The sequence below is a fragment of the Microlunatus sp. YIM B11417 genome (genome assembly GCF_059617205.1).
The window spans coordinates 708,566-725,157 of sequence record NZ_JCAMPJ010000003.1 but is presented as its reverse complement, the minus strand read 5'-3'; the positions used below and the strand labels follow the sequence as shown (position 1 = coordinate 725,157).

19 protein-coding genes are annotated in these 16,592 nt (G+C 71.0%); 13 read left to right on the top strand and 6 right to left on the bottom strand.

Features of this window, described 5'->3' with window-relative positions; all coding sequences use genetic code 11:
- Positions 1-65 precede the first annotated feature (65 nt).
- Complete coding sequence (locus tag AC6CCG_RS18515) at positions 66-641, top strand: chloramphenicol phosphotransferase CPT family protein (RefSeq protein ID WP_496656073.1); 576 nt, start codon at positions 66-68, stop codon at positions 639-641.
- Here AC6CCG_RS18515 and AC6CCG_RS18510 read toward each other — a convergent pair.
- Positions 626-1,390: a maleylpyruvate isomerase family mycothiol-dependent enzyme gene (locus AC6CCG_RS18510; RefSeq protein ID WP_496656072.1), complete on the bottom strand. Its 765-nt coding sequence runs from the start codon at positions 1,388-1,390 to the stop codon at positions 626-628. The genes AC6CCG_RS18515 and AC6CCG_RS18510 overlap by 16 nt on opposite strands.
- Positions 1,387-2,010, bottom strand: a complete 624-nt coding sequence (locus tag AC6CCG_RS18505; RefSeq protein ID WP_496656071.1) for a TetR/AcrR family transcriptional regulator — start codon at positions 2,008-2,010, stop codon at positions 1,387-1,389. Before AC6CCG_RS18505 ends, AC6CCG_RS18510 begins: the two co-directional genes overlap by 4 nt.
- A 447-nt stretch (positions 2,011-2,457) precedes the next feature.
- Here AC6CCG_RS18505 and AC6CCG_RS18500 point away from each other — a divergent pair, with 447 nt between their 5' ends.
- Genes AC6CCG_RS18500 through AC6CCG_RS18470 form a run of 7 tightly spaced genes read left to right on the top strand, consistent with a single transcriptional unit; the run spans position 2,458 to position 8,787 of the window.
- The gene (locus AC6CCG_RS18500; protein ID WP_496656070.1) at positions 2,458-4,191 is read left to right on the top strand and encodes a nitrite/sulfite reductase; all 1,734 of its coding nucleotides are present in this window, start codon (positions 2,458-2,460) and stop codon (positions 4,189-4,191) included.
- Complete coding sequence (locus AC6CCG_RS18495; protein WP_179747695.1) at positions 4,188-4,361, top strand: Insertion element protein; 174 nt, start codon at positions 4,188-4,190, stop codon at positions 4,359-4,361. Before AC6CCG_RS18500 ends, AC6CCG_RS18495 begins: the two co-directional genes overlap by 4 nt.
- A complete protein-coding gene (locus tag AC6CCG_RS18490) occupies positions 4,358-5,056 on the top strand; it encodes a phosphoadenylyl-sulfate reductase (RefSeq protein WP_496656069.1) in 699 nt (232 codons plus the stop codon). Before AC6CCG_RS18495 ends, AC6CCG_RS18490 begins: the two co-directional genes overlap by 4 nt.
- Entirely contained in the window at positions 5,053-5,673 is a 621-nt protein-coding gene (gene cysC, locus AC6CCG_RS18485) for an adenylyl-sulfate kinase (protein WP_496656068.1), read from the top strand. The genes AC6CCG_RS18490 and cysC overlap by 4 nt, the downstream gene beginning before the upstream one ends.
- Positions 5,670-6,581, top strand: a complete 912-nt coding sequence (cysD, locus tag AC6CCG_RS18480) for a sulfate adenylyltransferase subunit CysD (RefSeq protein WP_496656067.1) — start codon at positions 5,670-5,672, stop codon at positions 6,579-6,581. The genes cysC and cysD overlap by 4 nt, the downstream gene beginning before the upstream one ends.
- The gene (locus AC6CCG_RS18475; protein WP_496656066.1) at positions 6,581-8,005 is read left to right on the top strand and encodes a sulfate adenylyltransferase subunit 1; all 1,425 of its coding nucleotides are present in this window, start codon (positions 6,581-6,583) and stop codon (positions 8,003-8,005) included. The genes cysD and AC6CCG_RS18475 overlap by 1 nt, the downstream gene beginning before the upstream one ends.
- Positions 8,002-8,787 (top strand): sirohydrochlorin chelatase, encoded by a 786-nt coding sequence (locus AC6CCG_RS18470; protein WP_496656065.1) that lies wholly within the window; start codon positions 8,002-8,004, stop codon positions 8,785-8,787. The genes AC6CCG_RS18475 and AC6CCG_RS18470 overlap by 4 nt, the downstream gene beginning before the upstream one ends.
- A gap of 532 nt (positions 8,788-9,319) precedes the next feature.
- Here the strand turns inward: AC6CCG_RS18470 and AC6CCG_RS18465 are convergent.
- The gene (locus AC6CCG_RS18465; protein WP_496656064.1) at positions 9,320-10,228 is read right to left on the bottom strand and encodes a PPK2 family polyphosphate kinase; all 909 of its coding nucleotides are present in this window, start codon (positions 10,226-10,228) and stop codon (positions 9,320-9,322) included.
- 55 nt (positions 10,229-10,283) lie between these two features.
- On the opposite strand from AC6CCG_RS18465, the gene AC6CCG_RS18460 reads away from it, so the two are divergent.
- Positions 10,284-11,045, top strand: a complete 762-nt coding sequence (locus tag AC6CCG_RS18460; protein ID WP_496656063.1) for a dihydrofolate reductase family protein — start codon at positions 10,284-10,286, stop codon at positions 11,043-11,045.
- On the opposite strand, the gene AC6CCG_RS18455 is transcribed toward AC6CCG_RS18460, so the two are convergent.
- The 3 genes from AC6CCG_RS18455 to AC6CCG_RS18445 all read right to left on the bottom strand — a co-directional run bounded on the left by AC6CCG_RS18455 (position 11,030) and on the right by AC6CCG_RS18445 (position 13,637).
- Positions 11,030-11,431, bottom strand: a complete 402-nt coding sequence (locus tag AC6CCG_RS18455) for a VOC family protein (RefSeq protein ID WP_496656062.1) — start codon at positions 11,429-11,431, stop codon at positions 11,030-11,032. The genes AC6CCG_RS18460 and AC6CCG_RS18455 overlap by 16 nt on opposite strands.
- Positions 11,432-11,596: 165 nt before the next feature.
- On the bottom strand, positions 11,597-12,682 hold the full coding sequence (locus tag AC6CCG_RS18450) for a DNA polymerase domain-containing protein (protein ID WP_496656061.1): 1,086 nt from the start codon (positions 12,680-12,682) through the stop codon (positions 11,597-11,599).
- A 52-nt stretch (positions 12,683-12,734) separates the two neighbouring features.
- Positions 12,735-13,637 (bottom strand): phosphotransferase family protein, encoded by a 903-nt coding sequence (locus AC6CCG_RS18445; protein WP_496656291.1) that lies wholly within the window; start codon positions 13,635-13,637, stop codon positions 12,735-12,737.
- 120 nt (positions 13,638-13,757) lie between these two features.
- Here AC6CCG_RS18445 and msrB point away from each other — a divergent pair, with 120 nt between their 5' ends.
- From msrB to AC6CCG_RS18425, 4 genes are all read left to right on the top strand, one after another.
- Positions 13,758-14,192 carry a peptide-methionine (R)-S-oxide reductase MsrB gene (gene msrB, locus AC6CCG_RS18440; protein WP_496656060.1) on the top strand — a complete coding sequence of 145 codons (435 nt, stop codon included), beginning with the start codon at positions 13,758-13,760 and terminating at the stop codon, positions 14,190-14,192.
- 31 nt (positions 14,193-14,223) lie between these two features.
- Positions 14,224-15,150 (top strand): TolB family protein, encoded by a 927-nt coding sequence (locus AC6CCG_RS18435; RefSeq protein ID WP_496656059.1) that lies wholly within the window; start codon positions 14,224-14,226, stop codon positions 15,148-15,150.
- Positions 15,151-15,324: 174 nt separating this feature from the next.
- The gene (locus AC6CCG_RS18430; RefSeq protein WP_496656058.1) at positions 15,325-16,080 is read left to right on the top strand and encodes an SDR family oxidoreductase; all 756 of its coding nucleotides are present in this window, start codon (positions 15,325-15,327) and stop codon (positions 16,078-16,080) included.
- Between the two features lie 13 nt (positions 16,081-16,093).
- Entirely contained in the window at positions 16,094-16,576 is a 483-nt protein-coding gene (locus AC6CCG_RS18425; protein WP_496656057.1) for a 2,4'-dihydroxyacetophenone dioxygenase family protein, read from the top strand.
- The last annotated feature ends 16 nt before the right edge of the window (positions 16,577-16,592 follow it).

The following is a 16,592-nucleotide window of genomic DNA, read 5'->3' as shown; positions in this document are numbered from 1 at the left end:
ACTCCCCGCGCCGAACCCCGCCGTCCGGGCGTCGCTTCGCGGCCGCCGTCGGGCAGACTTCGCCCATGACCGAACCGGGCCGGATCGTGCTCCTGAACGGTACGTCCTCGTCCGGCAAGTCCAGCATCGCCGAGGAACTGCTGCGGCGCTGGCCCACCCCGGCGTTCCGGCTGGCCGTGGACGACCTGAACGCGATGCGGGCGAAGGCGCAGACCCTCGCCCTGGACGAGCGCGAGCTGGCCGAGACGCTGCGCCGGACCCGGGCCGGTTTCCACCGCGTGGTCGCCGGCATGGCCGCCGCCGGCAACGACGTGATCATGGACCATGTCCTCAGCGAGCCGTGGCGGCTGGCCGACTGCCTGGACCTCTTCCGGCCGTTCCCGGTGCTGCTGGTCGGCGTGCGTTGTGCGCCGGACGAGTTGGCCCGCCGGGAACGCGCCCGCGGCGACCGCCGACCCGGCACCGCCGCCGCCCAGCTGGAGCTGGTGCACGCCCACGGCGACGACGACCTCACCGTCGACACCACCGAGCGCTCCCCCGCCGACTGCGCCGCAGAGATCCTCGCGGCCGTACCCGGCATGGGCGAGCCGAACGCCTTCAGCCGGCTCCGGGCCGCCGTCACCGTTCAGAACGGGACCTGAGTCGTGAGCAGACCGGCGCCCGGCGCCCGGCCGGACAGCACCCGGCAGAACTCGACCGCGTCCAGCGTGATCACCTCACCGGCGTCGTCCCTGCCGAACCGGCCGCCGGCGGGGCCCTCGAGCTCGAGTCGGTACGGCCTGCCGTGGCGCCCGGCCCACTCGGCCACGACGTCGGCGACGATCACCCCGTCGTGCCCCGCGGTCAGCACCAGCGGGCGGCCGGTCGCCCGGGCCAGGTCGATCCGGTGCATCCAGGGATCGCGGGTCAGGATCGTGTCGGCCAGGTAGCCGATCGTCCAGGTCTCGTCGACCCCGTTCATGCGCTGCCGTTCGGCGAAGTCCCGGCCGCGGACGAAGCCAGGCATCCGGCGCCGGCTCCTGGCGGCCCGCGGCCCGAGCCGGGCCAGCAGGGCCACCAGTTCGGCCGGGCGTCGATCCGCGAACAGGTCGACCTGGTGCGCGGTCAAGGCGTCGATGGCGGGCGTTCCGGGCCGCAGCCTGGCCCTGGCTGCGCGTTGCTGCCGGAACTGCTGCACCGGGGACGACGCCATCAGCGCCATCCCGGTCACGTGGGCCACCAGCCGGCGGACGGTCCAGAGCGGGCAGTCGGTCGGGCGGTCCCAGTCGTCGTCGGCCAGCGCCGCCACCGCGTCGGCGCAGCGGCGGTATTCCTCGGCGGCCAGGACGGCCGCCCGTTCGTGATCGTGCGCCGAGCGCCGGGATCCGGTCGCCGCGTTGGTCAGGGTCATGATGCTCGTCCTTCGGTACGTTCTCGAGGCAGGCCGACCCCGTCGGCCCACATGGCGACGGCCCGTTCCAGCAGTCGACGCCGGCTGTCGCCGCCGGGATCGTTCGCGAGCTGCTGGTCGGCCAGGCCGCCGATGATGGAGAAGAGGATCTCGACGTCACCGCGGTCGGTGACGCCGAGCTCGGCCAGCTCCGCGACGGCCCGGGCGACGGCTCGCCGGGACGGGGCGAACGCCTCCTCGGACGGCTCGAAGCCGGGGATCGTCCGCTGGTTCATCAGCTGGGTCCGGGCCGGATCGGCCACCGCGAAGTCGAAGAAGACCAGGCACCGGTTCAGCACCCGCTCCCGGGGTGACCCCGAGACGCGCTCGCCGGCCACCCGGTCGGCCTCGTCGTACGCCGACCAGGCCTGGCCGAACATCGCGTCGTAGATGGCGTGCTTGCCGGCGAAGTGGGTGTACAGCGACGGCGCCCGCATGCCGATCCGGGCGGCCACGTCGTTCAGCGTGAGACCGGCCAGACCCTTCTCCCGGGCCACGGCCCAGGCGGCGTCCAGGATCTCGGCCCGGACGGCCGCCCGTCGCTCGGAACGCCTATCCCGATTCGGAATGCCTAACGCCATTAGGCCATGCTGCGCCGCGTCGACTCACCGCGACCAGGGACCAAAGTCCTCAACCTGTCCAGCTATGTGGACGCGACCGGCCTCCGAGCCACGACTCCGAAGCCCGTCTCATATCGCAGTCATTCGTACCGAATATTGAGAAAGTGTTTGGTGGATTCCGGAGGGCTGGCGGATCGTTGAGCCATGCGCCCGACTCAGCGAAGCTACCGCCGGTTGACCGGCGAGCCTGCCTCGCTCGGCCTCACGGAGCGCCGGTTCGTCGATTACGGACGAACCGAGTCGATGATCTGTCCGCCTTCCTGTCAGCGCTGACCGCGCGACCGGCCGCTGCTGTGCGGGCATGCCCGGCCTCGCTGTGCGTGAGTCAGCCGCACGCCGCCAAGGATGCACCCCTGCGGGCCCGAACCCGCAGTCAGTCCGGATGACGACCCCGACCGAGGACAGCGAATGACGACCGTCGATCGACCCGCACCCGACGCCCGCCGCTCGGAGAGTGGACGGCCCGCCCGTACCCCGGGCAAGGCCGTGCGCCCGGCGAAGCGCAAGAAGGGCGAAGGCCAGTGGGCCCTCGGCTACCGCGAGCCGCTGAACGCCAACGAGCAGTCCAAGAAGGACGACCACCCGCTGCACGTTCGGGCTCGGATCGAGAACATCTACGCGCACCGCGGCTTCGCCAGCATCGACCCGGGCGACCTGCGCGGCCGGTTCCGCTGGTTCGGGCTCTACACCCAGCGCAAGCCCGGCATCGACGGCGGCAAGACCGCGACGCTGGAGCCGCACGAGCTGGACGACGAGTACTTCATGCTGCGGGTCCGCGTCGACGGCGGCGCCCTGACCACCGAGCAGCTGCGGGTGATCGGGCAGATCTCGGTCGAATTCGCCCGCGACACCGCCGACGTGACCGACCGGCAGAACATCCAGCTGCACTGGATCCGGATCGAGGACGTGCCGGAGATCTGGCGCCGCCTCGAGGAGGTCGGGCTGAGCACGACCGAGGCCTGCGGCGACTGCCCGCGGGTGATCCTCGGTTCGCCGGTGGCCGGCATCGCCGCCGACGAGATCATCGACCCGACGCCCGCGATCCGGGAGATCGCGGACCGCTACGTCGGCGATCCCGAGTACGCCAACCTGCCGCGCAAGTTCAAGACCGCGCTGACCGGCCACCCGTCCCAGGACGTGGTGCCGGAGATCAACGACGTCGCGTTCGTCGGCGTGGTGCACCCCGAGCACGGCCCGGGCTTCGACCTCTGGGTCGGCGGCGGCCTGTCCACCAACCCGATGTTCACCCAGCGTCTCGGCGCCTGGATCCCGGTCGACGAGGTCGCCGAGGCGTGGGCCGGCGTGGTCGCCGTGTTCCGCGACTACGGCTACCGCCGGCTGCGCAGCCGGGCCCGGATCAAGTTCCTGGTCGCCGACTGGGGCGCGGAGAAGTTCCGCCAGGTGCTCGAGGACGAATACCTGCACCGCAAGCTGATCGACGGCCCGGCACCGGAGACCCCGACCGCGCCCGGTGATCATGTCGGGATCAACCGGCAGAAGGACGGCAACTACTTCGTCGGGTTCTCCGCCATCGCGGGCCGTACCGGTGGCCGGGCGCTGGTCCGGCTGGCCGAGATCGCCGAGGCGCACGGCTCGTACCGGATCCGGACCACGCCGATGCAGAAGCTGCTGGTGCTCGACGTCGCCGAGGACAAGATCGACTCGCTGATCACCGCGGCCAAGGAGATCGACCTGTCCGCCGACCCGACCAGCTGGCGCCGGTCGGTGATCGCCTGCACCGGCATCGAGTTCTGCAAGCTGGCCATCGTCGAGACCAAGGCCCAGGCGGCGCGGGTCGTCTCCGAGCTGGAGTCCCGGCTCGGCTCGCTGGACAACCCGATCACCGTCCACCTGAACGGGTGCCCCAACTCCTGCGCCCGGATCCAGACCGCCGACATCGGCCTCAAGGGCCAGCTGGTGCCGGGGCCGGACGGCAGCCAGGTGGAGGGCTACCAGGTGCACCTCGGCGGCGGCCTCGGCCTGGACGCCGGCTTCGGCCGCAAGCTGCGCGGCCACAAGGTGACCGCGACCGAACTGCCGGACTACGTCGAGCGGGTCGCCAAGGCCTACCTGGCCGACCGTCAGGACGGCGAGCGGTTCGCCCAGTGGGCCGGCCGGGCCGACGAGAGCCTGCTGTCATGAGTGAAGGCACCACGGCCACCCGGCAGGCGGTCATGTACTGCCCCTATTGCGCGGAGGAGACGCTCTTCCCGATCGAGGGCGGGGCGTGGGAGTGCCGCAGCTGCTGGCGGGCCTTCTCGATCAAGTTCCTCGGGCTGCGACCCGCGGAGCAGGGTGCGAGCGCATCATGATCACCGACGTGGACGAGCGCGCGCTGCGCGAGCAGGTCGCGGCGGCCAATCGTGATCTTGCCGAGGCGGACGCGCTGGACGTGCTGCGCTGGGCTCATGATCAGTTCGGCAGCAAGCTGGTGCTGACGTCGTCGATGGCGGACACTGTGCTGATCCACCTGGCCGAGCAGGTCGTGCCGGGGATCGACGTGATCTTCCTCGACACGGGCTACCACTTCGCCGAAACCATCGGGACCAGGGACGCCGTCGCTACGGTACACAACGTGAACCTGATCACGATCACTCCGAAGCAGACCGTGGCGGAGCAGGACGCCGAGCACGGCAAGGACCTGTTCGGCCGGAACCCGGACCAGTGCTGTGCGCTGCGCAAGGTGGCCCCGCTGGACGAGGCCCTGCAGGGGTACGCGGCGTGGGCCAGCGGGATCCGCCGGGCCGATTCCCCCGCCCGGGCCAACACGCCGATCGTGTCCTGGGACCACCGGCGCAAGCTGGTCCGGCTCGCCCCGATCGCCCGCTGGACCGATGATCAGGTCGCCGCCTACATCGAGGAGAACGGACTGCTGGTGAATCCCCTGCTGGACGACGGCTACACGTCGATCGGCTGCGCGCCGTGCACCCAGCGTGCCTCCGCCGACGACCCCCGGGCCGGCCGCTGGGCCGGACTCGCCAAGACGGAATGCGGGATCCACCTGTGACCACGAATGCGAACACGTGGGCTGAGCCTGTCGAAGCCCCCGACCGGAACCGTCCGACAGGCTCAGGGCACGGAGGCGTCACGGTCTGGCTGACCGGTCTGCCGTCGGCCGGCAAGTCCACCATCGCGCACGCCCTGGCCGCCGAGCTGGTCGCCGAGGGCCGTCGCGTCCAGGTGCTCGACGGCGACGAGGTGCGGCCGTACCTGTCCGCCGAGCTGGGTTTCAGCAAGGCCGACCGGGACCGCAACGTGACCAGGATCGGTTACGTCGCCCGGCTGCTCGCCGGGCACGGCGTGACCGTCCTGGTGCCGGTGATCGCGCCGTACGCGGAGACCCGGGCCGCGGTCCGGGCCGACCATGATCAACACGGGGTCCGGTACGCCGAGGTCTACGTCGCCACGTCGCTCGAGGTCGCCGAATCCCGTGACGTCAAAGGGCTCTACGCCAAGGCCCGCAACGGCGAGCTGACCGGCCTGACCGGGCTGGACGACCCGTACGAACCGCCGGCCGAGGCCGAGCTGGTGATCGACACCGCCGAAGTCGATCTTGCCAGCGCGGTCCGGCTGGGCCGCGACCTGATCGTTTCGATCACCGACCACGGGGAGGAAGCGCGATGAGCCAGGCGCCGATCCGTCCACTGACCGAGCTGCAGGCGCTGGAGTCGGAGTCGATCCACATCTTCCGCGAGGTGGCGGCCACGTTCGCCAATCCGGTGCTGCTGTTCTCCGGCGGCAAGGACTCGGTGGTGATGCTGCACCTGGCCGCGAAGGCGTTCTGGCCCGCGCCGGTGCCGTTCGAGGTGCTGCACGTCGACACCGGGCACAACTTCGACGAGGTGATCACCTTCCGTGACGAGTCCGCGGCGTTCTACGGCGCCCGGCTCAAGGTCGCCTCGGTGCAGGACTACATCGACGACGGCCGGCTGACCGAGCGGCCGGACGGCACCCGGAACCCGTTGCAGACGGTGCCGCTGCTGGACGCGATCGCCGAGGGCAAGCACGACGCGGTCTTCGGCGGCGGCCGCCGCGACGAGGAGCGGGCCCGGGCCAAGGAGCGGGTGTTCAGCCTGCGGGATTCCTTCGGGCAATGGGATCCCCGCAACCAGCGGCCGGAGCTGTGGTCGCTCTACAACGGCCGGCATCTGCCCGGTGAGCACGTCCGGGTGTTCCCGCTGTCCAACTGGACCGAGCTGGACGTCTGGGACTACATCGCCGCGGAGAAGATCAACCTGCCGTCGATCTACTACGCGCACGAGCGCGAGGTGATCAACCGGGACGGCATGTGGGTCGCCGTCACCCGGGTCACCCCGGTCCGGGACGGCGAGACGGCCGAACTGAAGTCGGTCCGCTACCGGACCGTCGGTGACATGTCCTGCACCGCCGCGGTGCTCTCCGACGCGACCACCGTCGCCGACGTGATCACCGAGGTGGGCCTGAGCACGATCACCGAACGTGGCGCCACCCGCGCCGACGACCGACTCAGCGAGGCGGCCATGGAAGATCGCAAGCGGGAGGGGTACTTCTGATGACCGCGCCTTTGACCAAACCGGTCGCGCCGGGCGGCCGTACCCTGCTCCGGCTGGCCACTGCCGGTTCGGTGGACGACGGCAAGTCGACGCTGGTCGGCCGGCTGCTCTACGACACCAACTCGGTGCTCAGCGACACCCTTGATCATGTCGAGAAGGTGAGCAAGCGGCGCGGGCTGGAGCGGGCCGACCTCGCCCTGCTGACCGACGGGCTGCGGGCCGAGCGCGAGCAGGGCATCACCATCGACGTGGCCTACCGCTACTTCACCACGCCGGCCCGGAAGTTCATCCTGGCCGACTGCCCCGGGCACGTGCAGTACACCCGGAACACGGTGACCGGCTCCTCCACCGCCGACGTGATCATCGTCCTGGTGGACGCCCGGGCCGGCGTCGTCGAACAGACCCGCCGGCACCTGGCGGTGGCCTCCCTGCTCCGCGTACCGCATGTGCTGCTGGTGGTGAACAAGATCGATCTGGTCGGCTACGACGAGGCGGTCTTCAGCAAGATCGCCACCGACTTCGCGGTGCTCGCCCGGGCCCTCGGCGTCGGCGAGACCCACTGCATCCCGGTCTCGGCGCTGGAGGGCGACAACGTCGTCACCCGGTCCACCCAGACCCCCTGGTACGACGGCCCGACGGTGCTCGGCTTCCTCGAAGGGGTCGACGACACCCCGACCGCGGTCGGCGCCGAGTTCCGCTTCCCGGTGCAGCAGGTGATCCGGCCGCAGCACGCGCCGCGGGCACCCTGGGCGGCCAGCACGCCGGCCGTCGACGGCGACTACCGCGGCTACGCGGGCAAGATCGAGTCCGGCCGGATCCGTACCGGCGAGGAAGTGGTGGTGCTGCCGCGCGGCAGCCACGCCAGCGTGGTCGGCATCGACACCCCCGACGGCCCGCTCGACGAGGCCGCCGCCGGCCAGTCGGTGATCATCCGGCTGGACGCGGACATCGACCTGTCCCGGGGCGACCTGGTGGCCTCGACCGACGCGCCGCCGGCCCCCGTCCGCGAGGTGACCGGCACCGTCTGCTGGCTGGCCGAGCGGCCGCTGACCGTCGGGGCCCGGCTGCTGGTCCAGCACGGCACGTCGATCAGCAAGGCGATCGTGTCCGCCATCGACGGCGCGCTCGACCTGGACCTCGGCGACGGGACCCGGCCGGCCTGGGTCGCCGCCGACCGGCTCGGGCTGAACGACATCGGCCGGGTCCGGCTGAAGCTCGCCTCGCCGCTGCCGATCGACAACTACCGGGAGCACCGGTCCACCGGCGCCTTCATCCTCGTCGACGAGGCCGACGGCTGGACCCTCGGCGCCGGCATGGCCGGCCCGTCCTCGCTCGCAGCCACCCGGGTCGATGACCGACCCAACCCAGGCACCGCTCCGGCGGCGCCGACCAGCAGTAGCGATCCCGAAAGGGGACGACCATGACCGCACCTTCCCTGATTCTGCTCGGCACCGGAGGCTCCGATCCCCGGGTGGCCGGAGTCAGCCACGAACTGCGCGCGATGCTGCACGCCCAGCGCCCGGAACTCGACGTGGCCGTGGCGTTCCTGGACGAGGGCTACCCGCGCTGCCTGCAGGTCGCCGGCAAGCTCGCCAAGCGTGGGGTGACCGAGGTCGTCGTGGTCCCGCTGCACCTGGCCGACGCCCACCCGCGGCAGCCCGAGACCGCCGCCCTGATCGCCCAGATCCGTGCCGCCCACCCCGGCCTGCGGGTGATCGCCGCCGCCCCGGTCGGGCCGGAGGCCCAGCTGCTCGCCGTGGTCGACCAGCGGCTCCGGGACGCGCTGCGCGCCCGCCGCGCCGACCAGCTGGACGGCCTGGTGCTGTCCACCGAGCCGACCACCGACGTCCGCAGCAACGCCCTGCTGGCCCGCCGGGCCCGGCAGTGGTCCACCCGGCACCGGCTCCCCTGCCTGGTCGCGACCGGCGGCTCCGGTCCCTCGGTCGCCGACGCGATCCGCTCGCTGCGCGCCCAGGGCCGCCGGCACATCGCCGTCGGCAGCTGGTTCCTCACCGCCGACGAGGGCTTCCGCCGCCAGGCCGCCCTGGCCCAGTCCGCCCACGCGGTCGCCGTCGCGCCGCCCATCGGCGCGGCCCCTGAGGTCGCCTCGATCATCCTCGGCCGCTACGTCGTCTCCGCGATGGAGCTGATCGACCTGGACGTCGTCGAGACCCCGGTCCGGCACCTCTCCGTGGTCGGCGCCTGAGCCTCCTCCAGCGGCTCCGGACCCAGCCGCACCGAGACCGACGAGGTCGCACACCTCCTCGGCGACCTCAGTCAAGAGCGTGACGGCGCGCTCGTGATGACCGTCGTCCCGGTGACCAGCCCGATCACGATCGCCGAGGTTCTGGTGGATCCGGCTCGGGCCGGCCAGGCCGAGATGATCATGAACCGGTTGGGGCAGCTCCCGTTGGGCACCATCGATCTCGGGCACGACTCGCCGCTGCGCCTGGCCGTGCTCCGGGTCGCCACCGGCTTGAAGATGCCCGACTGTGGTGTGCTGCTCGCCGCCGAGCACGTCGCGGGCACGATCGCCACGTTCGACCAGCGGCTGACCGAGCAGGCGGAGACGCTCGGCCCGCGCACGATTCCACCGCGCCCTGTGAGCCCGCCGAGGGGCCGCAGGCGCTGTCGTTTTTCCTCCTCGGCTCGACCGTTGAAGCGCTTCAGAGCCGTCCAGCGTTCGAGCTGTGGAGTTCTCGCGACACCCGTTGGATCCGGGGCTGTGGGGACGATGATCAGCTTTCGGCGAGGCGGCGCTGCTCCTCCTCGACGTCGAACTCGGCGGCGGGCCAGCCGAGGTCAAGGTCGCGCAGGTGCTCGGTGAGCAGTCGGGTGATCGCCCAGTTGCGATACCACTTCCGGTCGGCCGGGATCACGTACCAGGGCGCGGATTCCGGGTTGCAGCGGGTCAGCGCGGCCTCGTACGCCTTCGTGTAGTCGTCCCACTTGGCACGCGCGTCGAGGTCGCCCGGGTTGTACTTCCAGTACTTGGCCGGGTCGGTCAGCCGCTCCGAGAGGCGGGCCTTCTGCTCGTCCTTGGAGATCTGCAGGAAACACTTGATCACGACCGTTCCGGTCTGGACCAGGTCCGCCTCCCAGGCGTTGATCTCGTCGTAGCGGGTCGTGATCACGTCCTCGGTGACCAACTGGTTGACCCGGCCGATCAGGACGTCCTCGTACTGCGAACGGTCGAAGATCCCGATCATGCCCGGCGTCGGCAGCTCCCGCTCGATCCGCCACAGGAAGTGGTGCTCCAACTCCTCCGCGGAGGGTGCCTTGAACGCCTTGATCGACGTCCCCTGCGGATCCAGCTGGCCGATCACATGCCGCAGCACGCCGCCCTTGCCTGAGGTGTCCATCCCCTGCAGCACCAGCAGGATCCGGCGCGCCTGCTCCGGCTCGGACCTTCCGGAGGCGTACAGCCGCTCCTGGAGGTCGCTCAGTTCCGGACTCAGCGCCGCGATCGCGGCCGGTGCGTCGGTCTTGTCGCCGGCGAAGCCGGGCGTCGCCCGCGGGTCGAAGCCGGCCAGGTCGACCTCGCCGGCGGGCACCCGGACCAGGTCGCCGAGGCGTTCTCCGTCCCGCAGGGTGACCGGGCCCGCAGGCTTCGCGGCCTTCTTCTTGGAGCTCTTGCTCTTCGCCATGCGGGCATTCTGCCCGATCCGCGGGCATCGCGGGCGCGGGTGAAAGGATGGCGGCGTGCGCCTCCTGTACGACGAGTCCGGCCGTCCGCCGAAGTCCCTGACCGGGTCGGAGCTGGAACAGCTCTACGCCCACCCGGTCGGGCCGCGGGGTCGCTGGCTGCGGACCAACTTCGTCACCACCCTGGACGGCTCGATCTACGGGCCGGACGGCCGCTCCGGCAGCATCAACACCGAGAGTGATCACCACCTGTTCGCGCTGCAGCGCGCCCTGGCCGACGTGATCTTGGTCGGCGCCGGCACCGCGCGGGTCGAGGGCTACCGCGCCGCCGATCTTGCTCCCTGGCAGGGCGAGGTACGGCAGCGAAGCAGCCTGGCGGAGTTCCCGACGCTGGTGATCGTCACCGCGACCCTCGACCTCGATCCGGTGATCGCCCGGGCCGACGGCGCGCCGGGCGGCCCGGTGATCATCGCGACCACCGATGATCATGACGCGGCCGCGACCGCCCCGTTCCGGGACGCGGGCATCGAGGTCTGGCAGCTCGGTCACGGCACGGTTCGGCTCGTCGACCTGGTCGACCGGCTGGCCGCCCAGGGAACCGGCCGGATCCTCTGCGAAGGCGGCCCGCGGCTGCACCACGGCCTGATCGCGGCCGGGCTGGTCGACGAGCTGGCGATCACGCTGGCGCCGACGGTCGTCGGCGGCGAAGGCCCGCGGACGGTGCACGGAGACTGGATCGCCCCGGCTCCGGGCTATCGACCGGACAAGGTCCTGCTCGCCGACGACCAGACGCTGTTCCTCAGCTACGTCGCCGGCTGAGCCTGTTTCTCCGCCGCGGAGCGCTCGACGCAGAACTCGTTGCCGGCCGGATCGGCCAGCTGCACGAAGCCGCTCCCGTCGGGCCTCCGGTGGTCCGCGACCTGGGTCGCGCCGAGCCCGAGGGCCCGTCGAACCAGCTCGTCCCGCGTCTCGCCCTCGGGTTCGAGGTCGAGGTGCACCCGGTTCTTTGCGGTCTTCGGTTCCGGGACCGGGAGGAACAGGATCGCCGGGCCTCCGTCCGGCCCGATGATCACGGTCTCCGGGTCGTCCGGATGGTTCGGGTTGCCGGGGACGTCTCCGTACCCGAGCAGTTCGGCCCAGAACCTGCCGACGGCATAGTGGTCCGGACCGGCGTCGAAGGTGATCGTTCTGATCTTGACTGACATGCGAATCTCCTGGATTCAGGAGCGCAACCCGCCGTCGATCGTCAACAGGGCAAGAGAACGGCGAGGTTGCGCACGGTGATGGTGATCATGACTGGCGCACCTCCTTCCGCTCCTGGCGTGACGTCCCGCCCACTCTAGCCGGACGCGGCCGCGTCGGCGACGGGATTACTTCTCGATCCGGTTGCCCTGCTCGTCCCAGTGCTCGGAGACCTTCTTGCTCGGCTGCACCCGCGGCGGTTCGCCGGGCATCTTCGGGTAGTCCGGCGGGTACGGCAGCTCCCCCAGACCATGATCACGGGCGTCCCGCTCGTACCACTCGAGGGCGGTGTCGATGCCGGCCGGTTCCGTGGCGTAGAAGGGTTCCCAGACGTCGCCGCGCTCGGCGAACCGGGTCAGCATGGTCGGCACCGTGAAATCCTCCGGCGCCGCGTCGGGCAGCTCGTCCCAGGTCAGCGGTGCCGAGACCTGGGCGGTCGGCATCGGCCGGATCGAGTAGGCGGACGCGATCGTCCGGTCCCGCGCCATCTGGTTGAAGTCGATGAAGATCCGCTCGCCGCGCTCCTCCTTCCACCAGTCGACGGTGACCTGCTCCGGCATCCGGCGAGCCAGCTCCCGGCCGAGCGCGATGACCGCGTGCCGGGCCTCGATGAAGCCGTGGTCCGGCCGGATCGGGACGAAGACGTGCACCCCACGGCCGCCGCTGGTCTTGCAGAACCCGGTCAGCCCCGCATCGGCGAGCACCGACCGCAGCTCGGCCGCGGCCACCGCGGCATCGGCGAAATCGGTGCCCGGCTGGGGATCGAGGTCGATCCGCAGCTGGTCCACCTTCTCGGTGTCGGCCCGGCTGACCGCCCACGGGTGCCACCGCAGCGTGCCGAGCTGGGCCATCCAGACGATCGTCGCGAGCTCGGTGACGCAGACCTGGGTCGCGGTCCGGCCGGACGGGAAGGTGATCACTGCCGTCTCCACCCAGTCCGGCATCCCCTTGGCCGGCGCCCGCTTCTGGTAGAACGCCTCGCCGAACCGGCTCTCCCGGGTGCTCAGCTTCGCGTCCGGGCTGTACCCGCCCGGCCACCGCTCCATGGTCACCGGCCGGTCCTGCAACGCAGGCAGGAACCCGTCCCCGACCGCCACCACGTAGTTGACGATGTCGAGCTTGGTCAGCCCGACCTCGGGAAAGTAGATCTTCTCCGGGCTGGACACCCGCACGGTACGGTCTCCGACGGTCAACTCGGTCGCGGACGCTGGCATGGCCACAGCATAGGAGGCCGCGCCCACAGCCTGTTCCCGTTCAGCCGCCGAGTCAGAGCAGTTCCCGCCAGCGAGACAGGTCCAGCACCCTGGCGATGTGGCCGTCGTTCGGATGTCCGACGACGTGGTGACTGCAGTAGGCGAACAGGTACAGCGGCAGAACGGTGCGCCGCTCCTCCGCCGTCATCAGGTCGTGCCCGTAGCCGTCGAGCAGGGCCTCCAGCGCAGGATCGCCATCCCACAACAGGATCCGGGCCAAGTCCCAGCGCGGGTCGCCCACCTGGGCCTGCCCGAAGTCGATGAGCCGAACGTCGCGTCCCGCGTCGAAGATCACGTGCCCGCCGGAAAGATCACCGTGCAACAAGCGACCGTCCCCTACGGCACCCAGCCACGGCCCGGCCTCGCCGAGTCGCCGTACCAAGGCGTCCCCGGCGGCAGGCTGCACGAAGCCTCGGTCGACGAGCCACGGGACGCCGCGATCCCTCGCCTCGTCGACGAACGGGCACCAGCGGTCCGAGGACCCGCGTGCCTCGTCGTCGCGGACCCGGAGCGGCCCGAATCCCGGCACCCGGAGCTCGTGCAGCGCGCGCAGCTGGGCCCCGGCCTCCGCCCAACCCCGCCGAACGTCCGGGTCGGCCGGAACCCGGTCGGCGAGCGATTCGCCCGGAACGACCTCGATGATCAAACAGGCCGGTTCGGCCGAGACAGCGACGACCCGCGGGACCCGGAGTCCGGCTTCGCGACACCGCCGGTACGCCCACGCCTCCGCGCGCAAGGACTCCTCGTCGTTGCGCCATTCCGGCCACTTGACCACCACCCGGTGGCCACCGGAAAGCTCGGCGAACTTCGCGTCCGGACTGTCGGTCGGCCAGACCCGGACCGGTTCGGCCCCGAGTACGCGGCGGATCAGGCCGCGCGCCTTCCGCGCGCCCGGCGTCTGCTGGTCGTACGGCATCGGCACCCGTTCCACTCTGCCGAACCGTGGCGCCGTGCACCACCGGTTCACCGGGCCGGAATACCCTGGAGCGGGCCGCGGTTGAGCGGGTGCGACACCCACGAGTGCGAGGAGGGCGCTATGACCGAGTCCGGACCGGCGAGCACGGTCGGCAAGGTGATCAAGTCGGAGGCCGACTGGAAGGCCCAGCTGTCGCCCGCCGAGTATCACGTGCTCCGCGAGGCCGGCACCGAGCGGGCGTTCACCGGCGAATACACCGACACCAAGACCGCCGGCGTCTATCGCTGCCGTGCCTGTGGCACCGAGCTCTTCCGCAGCGACACGAAGTTCGAGTCGCACTGCGGGTGGCCGTCGTTCTTCGCACCGCTGGCCGAGGACCGGGTCCGCTACATCGAGGACGACTCCTTCGGCATGCGCCGGGTCGAGGTGCGCTGCGCCGCCTGTGATTCGCATCTCGGCCACGTGTTCGAGGGCGAGGGCTACGACACCCCGACCGATCAGCGTTACTGCATCAATTCGATCAGCCTGACCCTCGAGCCCGACAGCGCCGGCTGAGCCCGCCGAGGGGCATGACATCCTGGTGAGCGTGCCTCAAGATCACGTTCACCGCGGCCGGACGCTTCGTCCCGGCCAGACCGCCGAGCTCTGGATCGCCGAGCCGGCCGCGGGCCGGGTGCAGCGGCTGGCCGAGTTCACCGATCTGCTGATCGAGGCGCCGAACTGGCTCAGCGCCGACCGGATGGTGGTGAACGGCGATGGCCTGCTCTGGTCGGTCGACACCGGATCGGGCGCGTTGAGCCCGATCGCGTTCGACGGGCTGCCGCCGATCAACAATGATCACGTACCGCACCCGGACGGGACCTCGATCCTGCTCTCGGCCAACGACGGGCAGATCTACCGTGCCCCGCTGGCCGGTGGACGGGCGACCAAGATCACCGACGATCCGGAGACGGCGCACTACCTGCACGGGGTGAGCCCGGACGGTGCCGAACTGGCGTACGTGGAGCTGCCGCGCGGACAGTTCGGCGTGCCGGGTCGGCTGGCCGTGCTGCCGGTGGGCGGCGGGGAGCGGCGCCTGGTCGACGTCGGCGACGGTCACTGCGACGGCCCGGAGTACGCCCCCGACGGCGACTGGATCCTGATCAACACCGAGTCGTTCACCGAGGCGCCCGGCCACGCCCAGCTGGCCCGGGTCCGCACGGACGGCACGGGTTTCGAGCCGCTGCTCCGGTCGGACCGCGTGGACTGGTTCCCGCATCTCGCACCGCGCGGCGACCTCGCCTGCTACCTGAGCTTCCCGGCCGGAACCCTGGGCCATCCGGCCGACCAGCCGGTCGAACTGCGGGTCGTCCGGACCTCCGACTGGAGCGTGCCGATCATGGATCTCGCGCTGTTCGGCGGCCAGGGGACGATCAACGTGAACAGCTGGGCCCCGGACGGCGAGCGGTTCGCCTTCGTCGCCTACCCTCTGGCCGCTGAGCCGACCACCCAGGGCGTGTCGATCCGCGCCTGATCAGCCGAGCCGTGCGCGCGGCGCCCCTGGTCCCCGCCCAGCACCGCCCGAGCTTCGTGACCCGAACAGCCGCGTCGGTTGTCGACATCCCGACCCCCGATCGGCGAACCTGCGTGAGGTTGTCGACAAACCCACGTTCGCAGACCCGATGAACACGCAGGCTAATGTCGTGCCATGGAATCGGAGCCGAGCCATGACGACTCCCCCACGTCACTTCGCCCGGACCTGTTCCGGGACCGCACGGTCCTGGTGGTCGGCGGGACCGGCGGCATCGGCGGCGCGACGGCTGCGGAGTTCGCCGGGCTGGGCGCTCGGGTGATCGCGGCCGGCCTGCCCGGTCAGCGCCCCGGCCCGACCGATCCGAGGGTCACCGAAGTCGATCTTGATCTCACCCGGCCGGGCGACCTGGAGACGTTGATCACCGCGCAGGACCGGCTGGACGTCCTGGTCAACGCGGCCGGCATGATCAAGAGGCTGGACGAGTACCGGCCCGAGGTCTTCGCCCAGGTGCTCGAGGTCAATCTGACCGGCACCATGCGCGGCTGCGTCGCCGCCCAGCCCCTGCTCGCCGCGTCCGGCGGCAGCATCGTCAACGTGGCGTCGATGTGGAGCTACTTCGGCGGTCCGCTGGTGCCGGGTTACACGGCGAGCAAGGGCGGCGTGGCGCAGCTGACCAAGGCCCTCGCCGTCCGGTACGCGGCGGACGGGGTCCGGGTCAACGCCGTCGCGCCGGGCTGGATCCGTACCGAGATGACGGCGGCGATCCGGGAGGAACCGGCCGCCGAACGCCGGATCCTGGACCGCACGCCGCAGGCCCGCTGGGGTACGCCCCGCGACGTCGCCCAGGTCGTCACGTTCCTGGCCTCACCGGCGGCCGGCTTCATCACCGGCGCCGTTCTGCCCGTCGACGGCGGCTACTCCGTCGCCTGATCAAGGAGGATCGATGGAAGGCAACGTCAACCAGTATCTGCGCGACATCGCGATCCCGGCGTTCCCGGACGACGACCGGCTCTGGGTCGAGCAGGAGTCGGGCGTGTTCTTCCGCCCGCTGATGCTGAACACCGTGCTCGGCCAGTGGTGCAACCTGCTCAAGGTCACCCGGTCCGGCATCGTGTCGCGGCACCGCCATCCGGCCGCCGTCTTCGGCTACGTGATCAAGGGCACCTGGCACTACCACGAGCACGACTGGGTGGCCGAGGAAGGCCACTTCGTGTACGAGCCGCCCGGCGAGATCCACACGCTCGCGGTACCGGCGGACTGCCCGGAGATGATCACGTTCTTCAACGTGACCGGCGCGATGATCTACGTCGACGCCGAGGGCCGGCAGACCGGCTACGAGGACGTCTGGACCAAGATCGAACTCTGCCGGGCGCACTACGCCGAGGTGGGGCTCGGGGCCGACTTCGTCGATCAGTTCATCCGCTGAGCCGCCGCCGGACCAA

Coding starts and splice junctions, on each gene's coding strand:
- AC6CCG_RS18430 (WP_496656058.1), top strand. CDS start 15,325: ATGGAATCGGAGCCGAGCCATGACGACTCCCCCACGTCACTTCGCCCG.
- AC6CCG_RS18490 (WP_496656069.1), top strand. CDS start 4,358: ATGATCACCGACGTGGACGAGCGCGCGCTGCGCGAGCAGGTCGCGGCG.
- AC6CCG_RS18425 (WP_496656057.1), top strand. CDS start 16,094: ATGGAAGGCAACGTCAACCAGTATCTGCGCGACATCGCGATCCCGGCG.
- msrB (WP_496656060.1), top strand. CDS start 13,758: ATGACCGAGTCCGGACCGGCGAGCACGGTCGGCAAGGTGATCAAGTCG.
- AC6CCG_RS18510 (WP_496656072.1), bottom strand. CDS start 1,390: ATGACCCTGACCAACGCGGCGACCGGATCCCGGCGCTCGGCGCACGAT.
- AC6CCG_RS18450 (WP_496656061.1), bottom strand. CDS start 12,682: ATGCCAGCGTCCGCGACCGAGTTGACCGTCGGAGACCGTACCGTGCGG.
- AC6CCG_RS18470 (WP_496656065.1), top strand. CDS start 8,002: ATGACCGCACCTTCCCTGATTCTGCTCGGCACCGGAGGCTCCGATCCC.
- cysD (WP_496656067.1), top strand. CDS start 5,670: ATGAGCCAGGCGCCGATCCGTCCACTGACCGAGCTGCAGGCGCTGGAG.
- AC6CCG_RS18445 (WP_496656291.1), bottom strand. CDS start 13,637: ATGCCGTACGACCAGCAGACGCCGGGCGCGCGGAAGGCGCGCGGCCTG.
- AC6CCG_RS18505 (WP_496656071.1), bottom strand. CDS start 2,010: ATGGCGTTAGGCATTCCGAATCGGGATAGGCGTTCCGAGCGACGGGCG.
- AC6CCG_RS18500 (WP_496656070.1), top strand. CDS start 2,458: ATGACGACCGTCGATCGACCCGCACCCGACGCCCGCCGCTCGGAGAGT.
- AC6CCG_RS18495 (WP_179747695.1), top strand. CDS start 4,188: ATGAGTGAAGGCACCACGGCCACCCGGCAGGCGGTCATGTACTGCCCC.
- AC6CCG_RS18475 (WP_496656066.1), top strand. CDS start 6,581: ATGACCGCGCCTTTGACCAAACCGGTCGCGCCGGGCGGCCGTACCCTG.
- AC6CCG_RS18455 (WP_496656062.1), bottom strand. CDS start 11,431: ATGTCAGTCAAGATCAGAACGATCACCTTCGACGCCGGTCCGGACCAC.
- AC6CCG_RS18515 (WP_496656073.1), top strand. CDS start 66: ATGACCGAACCGGGCCGGATCGTGCTCCTGAACGGTACGTCCTCGTCC.
- AC6CCG_RS18465 (WP_496656064.1), bottom strand. CDS start 10,228: ATGGCGAAGAGCAAGAGCTCCAAGAAGAAGGCCGCGAAGCCTGCGGGC.